Genomic DNA, 15,809 nt, shown 5'->3' on the forward strand with positions numbered 1-15,809 from the left:
TTGGGTGGCGAGGGCGCACCCCGTTGGCATTGCTGCTCAGCTGACGTGACCTGCTAGCCTTCCAACGCGCTGTTATCAAACAATCACGCCTTGCGAGCAAGCGTCAAGGGTGCTGAGCTGTGCGAACACCTTCGTCATGGGAGCGCGATGTCAGACAGGAAACCGCCATCCCTGGAACAACCCGGCACCCTTCCCCTCGTTCCCGGTCAGAGAACACCCGAGGACGCACCGCCCGCAGGAACCTGGGCCGCGCCGCCCGAACTCGTCGGCAGCGCGTCACCTATCCGTGTGGCATTGAGCGTCTTGGCTGGGGGAGACCATAGGTGCCCGATGCACCTTGCGGTGAAGTCGAGGCCAGGGCTTAAGCCCGCCGCCTGGCCGCGTCGAGACAAGCCGCCGGTGCCCATACGGCTTGTCATGGATGTACTGGACGCTGTGGAGTTCGACCGTCGACCGGTTGACGAGGCGCTGAACTCGGTGCTGGCGAAGCAGCTGCTTCACGAAGGTCTCGCAGCCTTCATCAAACATGCCGCACGCAGCTACCTATCGATCTGCGAGGCGGAAGCTGCGATGCTGCCGGTCGCCCGCTGGTGGGTGGTCCAGCATGTCGATCAAGGTGTACGCGAGCTATGGGCTTGGGGCCGGCGCTACCGCTCGACTGACGGTGCTGTGCGTGAACTACGGCTAATTCGCCTCGCGAACATGCTAGAGCGACAGCGCAGCGAGGCCGAGGTGGCGGTCGCGGCCTACACGGCCGCATACGGCCGTCCCGCGCCGTGGCCGGATGATTGGGAGAAAAAGTTCTTTGTCCGGGCACGCGAAGAGATTTCTCGCGTAGTGGTCGCCGACATCGACCTCACCGAAGGCTTGAAAAGAGTCCTGTTCGACGGAACCATCGAGGATGCCGCCGCTCTTTACGAGAAGCATGGACGCCGTGCTGCGGTTCAGGTCCTTCATGGCCAGACGCGCCGCCCAGGCGGCGATTGTCTCAAATGCCGTCTCGTGCTGGCCTGTGACGAGGTAATGCGAGCTCCGGGACTGCTGGGACTGCGGTCGGACCGGCGAGCGAAGCTGCGCCAGGTGTCGATCACCGACTTACGCTATTACGACAATTGCCCGGCCCAGCATTACCTGCAGACGTTGCGTCTGCCGAAGGTCAACGAGTACGCCATTCCGGCCCGGATCGGTCAGGCAGTTCATCGCTATTTGGAAACGCTGCACGCAAAAGTAAGCGGACCGTGCCAGCACGCGGACATGCCAGGTGACATCAGCTGGCCCGACCCGCGCTGGGAGCTCGACGCTGATGCAGCCGAGGCCGGCATGCGGATGCTCGCGCATCACCCGTCCGTGTGCCCTCTTGAAGAGAGCACCTCAGACCTCAGGATCGAAGAGACTTTCGTCTTTCATGACACAGCTGCCCAGTCGCTGGTGATCGCCAAGCCCGACCTCGTCTACCGCGACGACGGCGCCTGGGTGTGGCGCGAGACCAAGACCACCCGGCGCCGCCAGCGTGGTGGCGAGGATGTCGTCACAGAGTTCCCGCAGGTCGCACTCGCGACGGCCATCCTCGGGCGAGGCCTGCTCGGCGGGCCCGTCGACGGTTCCAGAGTGGAGCTGGAGATTCTCCGGCCAACCGGAGCGGATCTCATCATGGTCGACCCGTCAGATCCGCAGGAGCTCGATAAGGCGTACGCAGCCCTGCGGAAGTTGACGCAGCCGTGGCGCGAGGACAACACCTTCGCCGCGGTGCCAGGAGATAACTGTCGTACCTGTCCGGTAAGTAGGTGGTGTCCCAGCGCGGCGGAAACGGACCCGTCGCCGTCCTTTCAGGAGGCCGCCCACGGTGCTGATCCAGAACAGCCCGCCTGATCTGTCCACCTTCACCGGGGTGACGCTGCTGCGCATGGTCGCGACCGCTCTGGTCGACCTGTCGCGTCATGACAGGTCCCCGGATCCGATCTACTCCGACAAGGTGCAGAAGGCCTACAACCACCTGGTCCTGCAATGCCTGCTGCGCGAGATGGAGCCGCCGGCTAGCGTCGCAGGCATGGCGCGCTGGGCGGCGACCAGGCCGATCGGAGATTGGCCGTTTGACCTGCCGGCGGAAGCCGAGAACCTGGACGAGTTCCTGGTCGACGTGCAGACCGGGGTCCCCACCCAGCGATGTTACGAGTGGGAGGTCTCAGGTCCCGATGCCGCAGCCGAGCTCTTCGAAAACGAGATCATCCGTACTGTCTTCGCACAGTGCGAGACGGCACGATCGCCACAGTCCTACACCGCGTTTCGGCGTCTTTTGATCGACAAGCCGGTCCTGACCGGTATCGACAAGGCGACGCTGATCGGTGAGCATCCCGAGCTGGGCACCGTTTTGGAGACGGTGAACCGGTGCTACGAGCCGGCCCCGGCCGCCTACCGAGGCACCGACGGACGCTTCGCTACGTGCGCACGCTGTCACTGCCTGCTCAAACCCGATGGGCGGTCCTGGCGGTGCGAGCTGGACCGATGCCGCCGCGAAGCCCACGCCACCCTGAAAGAGTTCATCGACGATCGCTCGACCGGCGGGCTGTATTTACTGCGAGCGCCGCTGCGCATGTTCATCACCGGCCCGGGGCTGGCCGAGGTCGAGCTGGAACAGAAGCTCATCAGCAAAGGCCTCGTCCCGGAGATGTGGCCGGGCTGCGACGCCTATGACCTGAGGATCACGCTACCGAACCGGCAGGTTTGGGCCATCGATGTGAAAGACCGCGCCAACCCGGCCCTGCTCGGGCACAGTGCCACCCGGTTCCGGCCGGAGCCGCCGTACAACCGGGCCTTCCTGGTGGTGCCGCAGTACCGGTTCGATGACCGCGAGGACTACAAGATCGTCTTCGAGCATTTCTGCCCGCCGGAGGTCAAGGAGCAGGTGACCCTGCTCAGCGACAAGGCGTTTCTCCGCATGTTGACAACCACCTTGACCCGGCTGCGTAAGAACGGCTCTGTGGGAGGCGACGATGCGTGATCGCAGTAGCTGGCACGGCGACCTTGCCGCCGAATTCCGTGACGCGTGGAAGGCACCTGCCGGGTTCGGCATCGGTGACCTGCTCGACGTCGAGCTGGCAATCTACCTCGGCACGCGGGTCATGCCGACCCGGCCGGTGCGCGACATTTGGACGCTGCTCAGCGGCTACCCCTATGAGGAAGTGTTCGGCGACGTACGCACCAGCGAAGCGCGGCTGATGATCCGGCGGGCCCGGCATTTCCTGTGGGACCGCAGCCGCCGCTACACCTGGCACAACTCGCTGCACATGTATCTCGACGTCGACATCACGCTGCGCGGCTACACGTTCGCGACCATCGACGATCTGCCCAAGGCGCTCGAGCCCACGCGCGCGCACGACCGCAGGGACGTCTATGAAAGGTTGCTGACCCAGCCGCCTCCTCTGGAGCGGCGCGAGCTGCCCATCGCCGGCGCCGGAGACCAGCTGTTCTACGTCCGCGACCAGCGCCACTCCGTGAACATCCCCGTCGAGCTGATCGGCCTCAAGCCCTGGATCAGGCATGACATCGGGGCGGCACCGGCAGGCAAAGGCGAGCCGATCACCGTCACTATGACCGAACTGGAAGCCGCAGCCGATGCTATGGACGCCTTGGAGGCCGCCACCAACGCCGCGGATCTGGCGGAGAACCGCACGCCTCGCAAGCTCAACGATTGGAAGAGGCGCCTACGTCGGGTCGAGTTGCTGCTGCGCGACGAAGCCGCCGGGGCGTTCCAGACCCATCCCCGGCTGCGCATCGATAGGCTGATGAACCTGGTTGGCATGGTCGGCGCCGGCAAGTCCACGATTCGCGACATTCTGGCCTTCCAGCTCGCCATTCGCGAGCGACCGGCTGACCGACGCCGGACCACGATCGTCGTAGGTGACGTCGCCGAAGTGCTGACCATCGCCGAGCAGTTTCGTCGTCTCGGTGTGCACGCCGCGCCGATCCTGGGAAAGTCCACCCTCGAACGCAATATTCAGCGGTTGCATCGGCGCAGCGAGTCTGCCACACAGAGCATGCTGAATCATGACAACCCGGGTTTCGCGTACCTGTCGAGCGCCTGCCCGCTGGACGCCCTAAGGGGGTTCGAGGCACGCCGGGCACTGGCGATCACCGCTGCGCCATGCACCGGTTTGTACAACGCTGACGATGTCGAAAAGTCCGAGATCGAGCACGATGATCCTGACCCCGTCAGCACGGGGTTCCGGCGTCGCCGCAAGCCAGCCAGGCCGAAACGTCACGGGTGCCCGTTGTGGACTGCGTGCCCGCGGCATAGTGCGGCCCGCGACCTGGTCGACGCGCAGATCTGGGTCGCTACGCCGGCATCGCTGGTGCACAGTCGTGTGCCCGACCATCTCAACGACGAGAATATGCGCTACCTGGAGCTGGCCTGCCGCCGCAGCGACCTGATCATCGTCGACGAGGCCGATCGGGTACAGATGCAGCTCGACACCGCGTTCGCACCAGCGGCGACGCTGGTGGCCCGTGGTGCGGAGTCGTGGCTCGACGAGGTCGGCAAGCACAAGCTCACCGAGCTGGCCGCACAGGGCCGGCTGCAGTTGTCGAGTGACGAGATCGACGATTGGAACAACGCGCTCAACACGGTCATCACGGCCACCGACCGGATCTACTCGATGCTGATCAACGACGAGCCGCTGCGGCGATGGATCACGCAGGATTACTTCAGCGCGATGACCTTGCACCAGTGGCTGATCAATGAGTGGTTTCCCGAGCTGCGCAGGCGCAACCGCAACGATGACGAGAATGCCGTGGCCCCCGACGAGGACAAACTTGCTTCCCAGCGGGCCGAACTCCAGCGTGTCGACACCGTTCTCGGCAGTTTCCGCGACTCGCCGCTGACCCCGTTGCGCGGGCGTGGTCCCGAGGATACGACCACGGACCTGGTCAACGCGCTCGTGGCGATGGCGACGGAGTTGCTGCACGCGCCCCGCGGGGTATTCGTTCGCGAGTTCAGCCGTGAGCGGCTGAAGAAGTTGCTGCGCCAGCTGGTCCCGAACAACGCCTCCGTCGCCGGTGACCTTGACGCCAACCTGCACCGCTTCGAATTCACCCTCGTGCTGGCGGTCCTGCACGATCGTCTTGACCGCATGACCATTCTGTGGCCTCGCGTCGAAGCAGCGCTCAACCTGGATTCGACCTCCAACGTGCTGTCGCGCCGGCCGCCCAAGGACTACATGCCGGTGGTTCCCGAATCCCCCATGGGTAACGTGCTGGGCTTTCAGTTCCAGGCCGGCGACCGCAACGAGGACGGCGATCAGAGCGGTGAGCTGCGGTTCTTCCGCTGCAACGGAGTCGGCCGCGAGCTGCTGCTGGAGCTGGCCGACATCCCTGCCGTGGACAACCGACCCGGTCCACACGTGCTGCTAATGTCGGCCACCAGTTGGGCCGGCACCTCCAGCCGCTACCACCTGCACGCCCAGGTCGACGCCGTGCTGCGGCCCCACGAACATGAGGTCGCCGCCATCAAGAAGAGCACCTTCCGCAAGCTCTTTCTCTACCCGCCCGGTGTCACCACCGCCCTAAGGCTGTCCGGCACCGACCCCCGGCAGCGTCCCGCCCAGCTCGAGCAGATGCTGCACCAACTGGCCGTACCTGACCGCAGCCTGACCGGCGCGACCTCGCTGCTGCAGCAGGAACTAGACGACATCGACGACCCACAACGCCGCCGGATCCTGCTGCTGGTCGGCAGCTACGCCGAGGCACACCGTGCCGGGCACTACCTCAACAACCTGCCGGAATGGACCGGCAACGTCACGGTCCTGGTATCCGATGACACCGACCTCGACCACTCCTGGAGCAACCTGCCCGCCGAGACCCGCCAGCTGCACCTTCGCCGCGGCGAGCTGGCCAAGTTCCCTGACATCGGTGGGCAGCTGCTGATCGCGCCGCTGCTGGCCGTCGAGCGCGGGCACAACATCGTGGTTCCCGGCGGTAAGGCCGCCATCGGCAGCGTGTACTTTCTCGCCCGCCCGCATCATCGCCCCGACGACATCACCCTCGCCACCCAGGCGATCAACGACTGGGCGGTCCGCCGAGTCCGCGGCCCAGGCCGTCGCTTCGCTCAGACCGCTCTGGCCGCCGGAAGCCCGGACGACGCCGGACTGCGCTTCCGGGCCGAAGCCGCCCGCAAATGGCACCGCTTCCTCACCCGTCGCCTGTCCTGGACCAGCCTGCCCCCCGATGAGAAGTCGGCCTTCACCTGGGATCAGCTCGTGGTCATCTGGCAGGTCATCGGACGACTCGTGCGCGGAGGTGTCGCGGCCCGCGTCTACTTCGTCGACGGAGCCTTCTCACCCCGCGAGGCCGGCTTCACGGGGGACGACACACCAGCGACCAGCCTGCTCGCCAGCATGCTGCACGAACTCGCGCCCTATTTCGACCCCGAGTCGGCGCAGACGGCGGTCGACCGATCGCTGGTGCAAGCCCTCTACGACCCGCTCTACCGCGCCCTGCGCGATATGAACTGACCGCCCCACGCTCGGACCGGTTCAGAAAGGCCCTTGATGCGCTACGACCGCACCCAGACCGCAGCCTTCGTGGCAGCACGCGATCTCAAGATCCCGCTGCACACGCTCACGTTCCCCGTCTCCTGGCGCCGCCCCATCCTCGACCTGCACACCGCCGGCTGGCGCGAGGAATCACGCGCGCGCGCCCAGCAGGTGCCAATCGGGCGCCTCAACGCACTGATGCGTACCGCAGCCCCCGATCTGGTCTCCACCGCGACCCGGGCCAACCTCGACGAAGGCAACCCCTGGTTATTCGCGGCGACGCCGTTCCCTCCGGCGATCATGCGGACCTTCATCAACGCCTGGCTGTATGACCTGCCCACCACCGACGACGGCAAAGCGCTCGTCCTGCCGACGATCACGAAACTCGGCTCCGGCATCCTGCAATGGACGCAGAAGACCGTCGACCTGCTCGCCCACGAACTCTCCGATGGCAACACCGCCGTGCCGCAGCCTCACCTGTTCACCCTGCTGCCTGACTACGCCGCAGCCAAGATCGCCGGCCGGTCCTACCAGCACGGCAGCAAATCCATGCGGTTCCGGCAGGTCGCGGCCAATCCCGCCAACGGCTACGCCGAACTCGTCTCCTGGCCGCCGCTGGAACACCACACCGGCAAAGGCAGCAACATCCGGACCTGGTACTACAGCGCCACGATCAAGATCGCGCTGCGTACAAAGGCCTTCGACCCCACCCTGCGACTGCACGTCGACACCGGCATCCGGCGTTGGACCAGCGGCGAGCTGAACACCAAGGGCCGCTGGGGAGCCTCCACCCTCCTGCAGTCGACCAGCCCGTTCGTCACCGACGCACCGACATCGCAGAAATTCGCGGTCGCCCACCTGATCTGGGACCGCGATACCCGGGAGATGGGCTGGCGCAACGGCGGCACCGAACAGATCCTCAACCGGATCGGCGCCCTAGACAACCTTCCGGCAGCCGAGCAGCTCGCCGGCAAATCGGACGCCTGGATCTTCGGCCGGGACGGCGTTACTGCCGCAGTCACCTACCACACCACCATGCGCGGCCCCGACCACCAGGTCGGCACCGGCATCATGCCAGCCGAACGCAGCCGCCTCATCCGCTGGATCGGTCAGTGCCTGCAGCCCGACTTCGATCTCGACCATCCCCTGACCCGCGTGCTCATCGGCGGCAAGGCGAGCCGGAGCCTCACCAAGCTCGAAAGCGTCCCGAAGGACAAGAAGGACCAGACCGACGCCGAGCGCGCCCAGCTCGTCGAAAGGCAGGAAGCCGCCCACGCCACGAACGATGAGATCTCGAAGGCGAACGCGCTCATCCGGCGCCAGCAACTATCCGCCGCGGTGGACGGCAGGCTTTCCGTCGTCTTGCTCTACCAGGGCGACGGCAAGGGGATGCGCGACCGCCTGCTCGCTACCGTCGAACGACTACTCGACCTGCCCCGTCAGCAGCCCGCCAGCAACGACACCTGGACATGGGACGTCGGCGACCTCACCCTCACGATCCACGCCCGTCCTCTCGGCAGGCTCGGCGCAGCGCTCGGCGAGGGATCCGTTCCCCGGCGTGGCAGGAAGCACGACGAAGCCGTCGCCATGCGCCGGAAGCTGGTCGCTTCCGCTATGAAAGATCTGGCCGAAGAAGTCGGTGACACCCTGCACCTCGCCCTCATCGAGCTCGACGGTGCGAAAGCCTTCAACGCACGTACCACCGACCCGAAATTTGCGATCCGCATGGGCTGTGCCGACGCCGACATGGTCAGCCAGTTCATCCGCCCCGACGAGTTCCCCGGCAAGGACCTCGGCAAGGAAGAGGCCAGCAACCAGCACCGGGCCGAAGCCGCCTGGGACGACTGCCTACGTCAACTCGGTATCCGTTTCGTCCCGCAACATCGCCTCAAGAGCGCCATCCCCGACGACCTCGAGCAGCTCGCATTCTGGGTCGTCAAAAGACGCAACGACGACACCAACACCCATCAGATCTTCGTCCCTATCGCCATCCTGATCCGGCCCGGCCAGAAGCACATCATGGGCAAAGCTGAAGGTATGGCTGACTGGGTGCCCTACCCGACCCTACTCAAGACCCTGGCCGGCACGAACTACCACGCCAGCCCCGCCAAGGAAGACGAACAGAAGGAGCGGCTCGCCGCCTTCATCCGAAGCACCCTAACCCGGTTCCGGAACACGCAGACCCTCATCCTGACTGAAGCCCACAACATCCGGTATCGCCTAACTACGGTACAGAACGCTCATATGCTGCCCGACCACCTCCAGCTCGGCGAATTGCGCCCCCAGAAAATCAGCCTTTTCGGCAAAAAAATGAGGCTGGTACGGATCTGCGGCAACGAACGCCTCGAAACCCCCGAGTCATGGGCTTTCGAGGGCGACAACATAGGCATCTCCGACGGGCTGTGGCGACACGACGACGGAAGCGGAAACACCGAGCAGACCCGCGTCTACTACAGCACAGTCGACAAGCCGGCTACCCACAGCTCCATCGTCATCGACCTAGCCAAACTTACGCCTCATTACAAGGAGATCCCGGCAAAGGCCGATGCCCCCCAACCCTCAGAGGGCCGGTCCCCCGACGACGGAAAGCTAGAAGGCGCGAGGAACTATCTCGACCCTTCTAAGAACGCCTGGAACGCCGAACTGCTCGAGTTCGTCGTCGTCGCTCACCCCGAGGGCGAAGACCCCGCAAACTGGGCCGGGTTTCTGCACCAGCAACGCCACTGCTTTGACGACTACCGGGCAGCCCTCAGCAGGCCCCTGATCATGCACGTCGCACGACTCGCCAACCAATACGCCCTACCCGCCGACGACACTCTCGAAGACGACGGTGACAATATTGACGATCAACCCGAACCCGAAGGCGACATCCAACTAGCCTTCGACTTCGATTTCTGAAGCCCCCGGAGCAAACGAAAATACGGCCGGGCACCTCACTCCGCACGAGGTTGCCCGGCCTGACCCAGATGCCGACGACCCCGCCCGGAATATCACTATCGAATTAGTGAGTAGGGCGCAGTTTTTAGCTACCTCACGTGCGGATCAATAAGGCTTGTGCGATCACGCGACGTGTTGGGCTGTATCAGACGATCAGATTTGAACGTGCGATCTCGAAGGCACAGCCCCAGGAGAGAGTGAGGCCAGCCCCGCCATGGCCGTAGTTGTGGACCACCTTCGCGTCACCAAGCTGCTCTTCTTCGACCCGGACGTACGGCCGGGTGGGGCGTAGTCCCACCCGGTGCTCGACGACCCGGGCGTTCCGCAGGCGAGGCTCGACGTCGGCACAGCGGGCGACGATCGCTGCGGCGGTCTCCGGATCGGGTTCTCGGTTCCATTCACCGGGTTGGGCGGTGCCGCCGAGAACGAGGGTTTCGCCCTGCGGATAGAAGTGCAGCAGGTCCGGTGAGGGCCCGGTGTCTTCGGAGAAGAACTCGGTGATGCCGGGGTTCTCGACCACGACGAGTTGCCCGCGGATCGGAGTCAGGTCGGGGTCGGGTACGAGGTCACGGGCGCCCATCCCGGAGCAGTTGACGATCACTGGGGCCACACCAACGGCCTCACCAAGCGAGTGAATCCGGCGGATTGCGATCTCGCCGCCGGCCGCCTCCAGCCGCCGATGCAGGTAGCCGAGGTAGACCGGCATGTCGACCAGCGGGGCGGTGTACCGCCACCCGGTGGCGAAGCCGTCCGGCAGTTCATTCGGCTCGCAGATCCGGAACCCGTCGAGCTGGCTGCCCCACTCGGGCGGTTCGACGGGCGTGCGGGACGCCTCGATCCCGGAGACGAGCCGCACCCCGGTCGCCGGGTCGGTGGCGAGGTGCCGCAGCACGTCCAGCGTCTGAGCGCTCCACACCCGTACCCGGTCGACGGGCTCGACAAGGTACGGACCCCACATCGCCCCGGCGGCATACGAGGTGGTCCGCTCGGGTGGCTCGGCTGCCCAGATCTTCACCCGCCGTCCGGCTTCGGCGAGGCAGGCGGCGGTGGTGAGGCCGGACACGCCGGCGCCGATGACCAGGGCGTCGAGATCGGTGCGGCTCATCGGTCGACCGTAGTGTCAGGCCGGTTGGCGCGCGAGCGCGTTCTCAAGGTCGGGGAGCAGGTCGGCGACACCCTGGTTCCGCTTCCGCCGCCGGAGCTCCTTGGCGAGCGTGCCCAACAGGGCGGCACTACGAGGCGATCGGACCTGCTCGAGCCGGGGCAGGGCCATCCGGGTAACCGCGCAGGCGTCGTCGAGTTTGCCGTGAGCGGTGTAGCCGAGCGCGAGCCAGGCACCTTCGTAGAGGGCACGGCGTTGGTAGGGGACGTCCGGCCGGCGGGCGTAGGCCCCGGTGCGCAGGAGTGCCTCGCCCTTGCGGAGCAGGGCCCGCCCGTCGGTTCCCCTGCCGCTGGCAACCACCTGCCGACCGGCGAGGATCATCGCGTAGCCGGCCTGGCAGTCGAGATGGTTCGGCGTCAGGTAGTACATCCACTCCGGGTCGCGGTCGGGATGCCGCTTCGCGAGCTGGTCGCGGGACTCTGCCCAGGTTCGTTCGCACTGCTCGACATGTCCGGCAGCGGCGTGGGCGTACGCGAGGCGGGACAGCACGGAGGCCTGGACGCTCGCGGCGGACCGGTCGGCCACCCGGCGGGCGGCGCTGCCGAGGCGCAGGCCGTCGTCGGCGTCGCCGAGTGAGGCGGCCTGGAAGGACAGGTCGGCCAGGATGTGCGCTTCCATGGCCCGGTATCCGGCGTCATGGGCGGCGCGTAGGCCGGTAAAGAAGTAGCGCTGGGCGAGACCCTGGTGTCCGGCGTCGAAAGCCTTCCAGCCGGCGAGTTGGGCGAGGTCGGCGAGGGCGACCAGAAGTCGGCGGGTGGTGGCGTCGGTGTGGCCGCCGTCGCGGAGTACGAGCAGAACCGCACGTACCTGGGCCCCGACGTAGCCGAGGCCGGACGCGCCACCGCGCTCGTCGTCGAGCAGTTGCAGCCGCGGCACGCTGGCTTCGATCTGGTCGACGAGGGGGTCGTCGGGTGTCGCGGTCGGGAGCGCGGCCCCGTCGGCCGGTAGGTGTACGCCGAGGTAGATGTTCACGGCCTGGGTGAGGGCGGCCCCGGAGACAGAGAGGAACATTCTCCGGTCCACCAGTCCTCCCAACAGCCAGTCCTCGGCGACCAGCATGGTGCTCGCGAGGGTCCACGGCCCGTCCATGCCGGTGCTGGCCGCCATGACCAGCGTGCCATCCGCCGTGTCGGGCTGCCCATGCCAAAGGTCCCCTGCGGTCACGATGCGGCCGAGGCGGCGGGAGATGACGTACGCGGTCAGCGCCGGCAGCGGCGGGCGGGGGATGCCGCCCGCGTCGCGCCAGTGGTAGGGCGCGGTTTCGGCGAGCGTGCCAGCCCCGAAGAGGCGGTTGATCTCCCGCGCGAGGGTGCGCGGGGTGAGGCCCGCTTCGGTCATGTGCGCGGCGAGGGTCTGGTTGGCGCGGTCGGGTGGCAATCCCATCGACTCCTCCGCAGGGGCAACCGACAGTACCGCGACAGTGCCGGATCGTGTTGACCGCTTCGGCCAACGGAATTGACGCTCTTGACGGTTCCATCCCCTGCCCGAGCGGTGCCGGTTCGCGGTCTGCTGAATGCGTCCCCGCCGGCGTACCGCCAGGAGGGCTGCGCCGGCGGGTGAATCCCCGACGGGCGAGCGGAGGACCTGATGCGTACTTCGGCGATGACCCAGACCAAACCTCCATGGGACTGGGAGTTCGACTGGCACCTCACGAACCGCTGCAACTTTTTCTGCGAGTACTGCCACCCGCAGATCCGCTACGTGCTCAACCGCAGGCACCTCGACGAGCCGACCCCTGAGCTGGTGGTCCGGCGCTTCGACGAGCTGGGCAAGGTCTGCCTGGTGCACATGTCCGGTGGCGAACCGTTCATGTTCCCTGGCTTCGTCGAGCTGTGCCGGGGTCTGGCCGGCAACCACTTCATCAGCATCAACACCAACCTCGCCTCGGACGACGTGGCGGAGTTCGCCGAGCGTGTCCCGGCCGGCCGGGTGGCGAAGATCGTCGCCGCGATCCATCAGCCGGAGCGCGAGCTACGTGGGCTGGAATTCGACGCCTACGCCCGCAACTACCTGATCCTGCGGCGCGGCGGGTTCGACGTGACCGCCCTGTACGTGCTCTACCCGCCGCTGCTCGGTCGGTTCGCCGCCGACCTGGACCGGCTGCGCGAACTGGGCGTGGACCACGTCCGGGCCAAGGTGTTCAAGGGTGTGTACGAGGGCGTCCGCTACCCGGAGGGCTACACCGACGAGCAGAAGGCCCTGGTGTTGGCGAACTCCGGCGAGTACGTCTTCAACCGGCCCTACCTCGACGGGATGCTCTCCTTCCGGGGCCAGGCATGCACCGCCGGTGTCACCTCATTCAAGGTCACCGTCACCGGTGACGTGCGTCGGTGCGCCTCTGTGCCCACCGGCTACGGAAACCTCTACGACGGCACCTTCCAGCCTGCGGACGTGAACGAGCCGTGTCCCGCCAAGCGGGTGCTGGTCCTGTCGCAGTGCCTGTCCTACCTCGTCGATCCTCCGGTCCGCCCCGAACAGGGCGTCGACCCGGACGACCTCTGACCCGAAGGGCATCCCCATGCGAATCTCGATCCGTCACGCCTGCGTCGACCCCGACGACCAGCCGTTCGACGTCGCCGAACGGAAGGGAGTCGGCCACCCGGACAGCCTCGCCGACCTGGTCGCCGACGCCTTCTCCCAGCGCTACTCGTCCTGGTGTCTGCGCGAGTTCGGTGCCATCCCCAACCACTGGGTCGACAAGGTGAACCTCGTCGGTGCCGCCGCCGACGTGCGCTTCGGTGGCTTCGACATCCTCAAGCCCGCCGACTGCTACCTCTTCGGGAAGATCACCGACCAGGTCGGTGCCACGCAGGTGCCGATCGAGGAGATTTTCCGAGCGGTCGTTCTCGAGATCCTCCCGGCCGCGCTCGGCGATCGCCGCATCCTCGAACACCTCCGCCTGCACATCAACAACACGCGCGGCACCGCCGTCGACCACGACCGGAGGTTCTACCGCCCGGACGCGGCACTGGACATCAACACCGTGCTCGCGACCGAGTCCGTCGCCAACGACACCGTCGTCTGCGTCGGCACCAGCCGGCGCAGCCTCGCCGCCGATCTCGCGATACGACTGGAACGCCGGCTCACCGCCGAAGCGTTCCGGCAGGCCGTGCCGGCTGCCGGGACCGACGTGAAGGTCATGGTGATCCGGATCGGCTCGGCGCTGGAGGTCACAGCCGCCGTACCGTTCCATCCCGAACTGGTCGGCTCCTGGCCGGCGTACCGGACCGCGCTCGCCGAGGCGCAGAGCGCCGTCTCCGCCGAACTGAAGTCGCTGCTCGACCAGGAGCCCCGAGCCCGGCATGTCACCGGCCTGTCGCTGCATCTCAACACCAAGGACGTCCCCGGTCGCGGCTACCTGGCACCGTTCGGCACCTCTCTCGGTAAGGGTGACTGTGGCGCGGTCGGGCGTGGCAACCGGTACAGCGGCGTCATCGAGCCGCTCCGCCCGGCCAGCGGTGAAGCGCCGGCCGGCAAGAACCCGGTGCATCACGCCGGCAAGATCTACACCGCGCTCGCCGCCGAGGCCGCCGAGCGGGTGCTGGCCGAAACCTCGGTGTACGCCGAGGTCACGATCGCCGCCCGCAACGGTGGCCAGCTCGACGCTCCCGCCCACGTCCTGATCTCCGTGGACCGCGAGGTCGACGCGCTCACCGTGGCCGAGGTCGAGGAGGTGGTGCGACGCGTCGTCGCCGGTGCCCCGACCTTCGTCGCCCGGTTCATCACCACCGAGCCGCTTGCCCGGTTCCGGGACGGGATGCCGCTGTGACGCGCAAGGTCCTGTCCACGGCGCACCAGCGGCACATCGCCGCCCTCCTCGACCAGCCCGCCGTCATCGACGCGGAGGGGCTACGTATCGGCTCACAGTACGTGATGTTCTTCGCCGAGGCCGACCTGATGGGCGAGCACGTCGACCGTCTCACCGAGGGTTTCTGCCGTCCCGACGTGTTGGAGGTGGGACTGGGCCTGGGTGTGTTCGCCGCGCAGCTGGCGAAGCGCGAGGTCGGCTCGTACACCGCGATCGAACCGCATCCGGGCGTGGCCCTAGCCGCTCGCATGCGGCTGGTCGAAGCCTTCGACACACCCATGCGGGTGCACGTCGACCCGTGGCAGCTCGTGAGGCTACCAACCAGTGCCTTCGACGCGATCATGTACGACACCTGGCCACCGGACGGCCACGCCGACCTGGACTTCGCCGACTTCGTCGCCAACGTCGCGATTCCCTGCCTGCGCCCCGGTGGCCGGTTCAGCTTCTTCCACAGCGGCACCGCGATCAGCCCGGCCCGCCGCGCGGTCCTCGACCGGCACTTCGCGGAGTGGACCGCCCACCCGCACACCATGCCGGTCGAGCAGACCCCACCTCACTGGACGAAACCCAGCCGCGACTTCCTGATTCCGATCGCCACGAAGGGCGGTGCCCGATGACTCCCCCGATAGCGTCGGCGGTCACCGCGCAGCAGATCGACCGATTCGCCTCGCACGGGTACCTCGTCCTGCCGAACCTGATTCCGCCCGCCACCATCCAGGACCTCCGCGTCGAGGCCGACGAGATTCTCGGTGGTCGGCTCGCCTGGATGGTGGCCTCCAGGACGCTCGACCCGCGCGTCACCTGGTGGCGCCTCGCCAGCGGCAAGCCGTACGTCCTCAAGGTCAAGCCCGTGGTCGACCTGTCCCCGACCGCCACGACGGTGGCCGACGACCATGCGCTGCGCGCTGTCGTCGCCGACCTGCTCGGTGCGCCCCCGACGCTGATGGACAACAAGATGATGTACAAGCAGACCGTCGACATCGCCGCAGGCTGGGCGGCGCTGCCGGTGCTCGGTGAGGAGGTCCGCAAGCACACCGACGCCGCCTACTACGCGGCACGCGGCTACCCACGGGTGCTCACCGTCGCCGTCTGCCTCGACCCCTGCACGGAAGATGCCGGCGCGCTGCGGGTATGGCCCGGCAGCCACCGGCGCACCATCGAGATGATCCCGACGGACAACCAGGGGCCCGTCGTACCGGACGCCGCCGCGCCCGACACGGCGGCCGTGACGCTGGTCGCCGCGCCCGCCACGGTACTGGTTTGGGACGCCGCCCTGGTCCACGCCAGCGGACCCAACACGTCCGGTCACCCACGCCGGCTGCTCGTGCTCGGGTACAGCCCCGCCCGGCCGGAACGCGGGGCACCACGATGAAGA

Annotated in this window: 10 protein-coding genes; 8 read left to right on the top strand and 2 right to left on the bottom strand. The window is 66.9% G+C overall.

Annotated features, from left to right (window positions below; genetic code table 11):
• Positions 1 to 417: 417 nt before the first annotated feature.
• The 4 genes from ACFYWL_RS14120 to ACFYWL_RS14135 are packed head-to-tail and all read left to right on the top strand — an operon-like array spanning position 418 to position 9,425.
• Positions 418 to 1,869, top strand: coding sequence for a PD-(D/E)XK nuclease family protein (locus ACFYWL_RS14120; protein WP_386971936.1), 1,452 nt, complete (start codon positions 418 to 420; stop codon positions 1,867 to 1,869).
• The gene (locus ACFYWL_RS14125) at positions 1,844 to 2,998 is read left to right on the top strand and encodes a hypothetical protein (protein WP_386971938.1); all 1,155 of its coding nucleotides are present in this window, start codon (positions 1,844 to 1,846) and stop codon (positions 2,996 to 2,998) included. Before ACFYWL_RS14120 ends, ACFYWL_RS14125 begins: the two co-directional genes overlap by 26 nt.
• Complete coding sequence (locus ACFYWL_RS14130; RefSeq protein ID WP_386971941.1) at positions 2,991 to 6,506, top strand: signal recognition particle; 3,516 nt, start codon at positions 2,991 to 2,993, stop codon at positions 6,504 to 6,506. The genes ACFYWL_RS14125 and ACFYWL_RS14130 overlap by 8 nt, the downstream gene beginning before the upstream one ends.
• A gap of 36 nt (positions 6,507 to 6,542) precedes the next feature.
• Positions 6,543 to 9,425: a pPIWI_RE module domain-containing protein gene (locus ACFYWL_RS14135; RefSeq protein WP_386971942.1), complete on the top strand. Its 2,883-nt coding sequence runs from the start codon at positions 6,543 to 6,545 to the stop codon at positions 9,423 to 9,425.
• Positions 9,426 to 9,609: 184 nt separating this feature from the next.
• On the opposite strand, the gene ACFYWL_RS14140 is transcribed toward ACFYWL_RS14135, so the two are convergent.
• Both ACFYWL_RS14140 and ACFYWL_RS14145 read right to left on the bottom strand, forming a co-directional pair.
• Positions 9,610 to 10,569 (bottom strand): FAD-dependent oxidoreductase, encoded by a 960-nt coding sequence (locus ACFYWL_RS14140; RefSeq protein WP_386971945.1) that lies wholly within the window; start codon positions 10,567 to 10,569, stop codon positions 9,610 to 9,612.
• A gap of 15 nt (positions 10,570 to 10,584) precedes the next feature.
• Positions 10,585 to 11,964 carry a carph-isopro domain-containing protein gene (locus ACFYWL_RS14145; RefSeq protein WP_386971948.1) on the bottom strand — a complete coding sequence of 460 codons (1,380 nt, stop codon included), beginning with the start codon at positions 11,962 to 11,964 and terminating at the stop codon, positions 10,585 to 10,587.
• Positions 11,965 to 12,228: 264 nt separating this feature from the next.
• Between ACFYWL_RS14145 and ACFYWL_RS14150 the strand changes: the two genes are divergently transcribed.
• From ACFYWL_RS14150 to ACFYWL_RS14165, 4 genes are read left to right on the top strand one after another with little or no spacing between them, the layout of a single operon-like run.
• Positions 12,229 to 13,128, top strand: coding sequence for a radical SAM protein (locus ACFYWL_RS14150; RefSeq protein ID WP_386971950.1), 900 nt, complete (start codon positions 12,229 to 12,231; stop codon positions 13,126 to 13,128).
• A gap of 16 nt (positions 13,129 to 13,144) precedes the next feature.
• On the top strand, positions 13,145 to 14,395 hold the full coding sequence (locus ACFYWL_RS14155; RefSeq protein WP_386971953.1) for a methionine adenosyltransferase: 1,251 nt from the start codon (positions 13,145 to 13,147) through the stop codon (positions 14,393 to 14,395).
• Positions 14,392 to 15,051, top strand: coding sequence for a class I SAM-dependent methyltransferase (locus tag ACFYWL_RS14160; RefSeq protein ID WP_386971956.1), 660 nt, complete (start codon positions 14,392 to 14,394; stop codon positions 15,049 to 15,051). Before ACFYWL_RS14155 ends, ACFYWL_RS14160 begins: the two co-directional genes overlap by 4 nt.
• Positions 15,048 to 15,806, top strand: coding sequence for a phytanoyl-CoA dioxygenase family protein (locus ACFYWL_RS14165; RefSeq protein WP_386971958.1), 759 nt, complete (start codon positions 15,048 to 15,050; stop codon positions 15,804 to 15,806). Before ACFYWL_RS14160 ends, ACFYWL_RS14165 begins: the two co-directional genes overlap by 4 nt.
• Positions 15,807 to 15,809: the final 3 nt, after the last annotated feature.

The organism is Micromonospora sp. NPDC002575, assembly GCF_042889525.1.
GTDB classification, from domain to species: domain Bacteria; phylum Actinomycetota; class Actinomycetes; order Mycobacteriales; family Micromonosporaceae; genus Micromonospora; species Micromonospora carbonacea.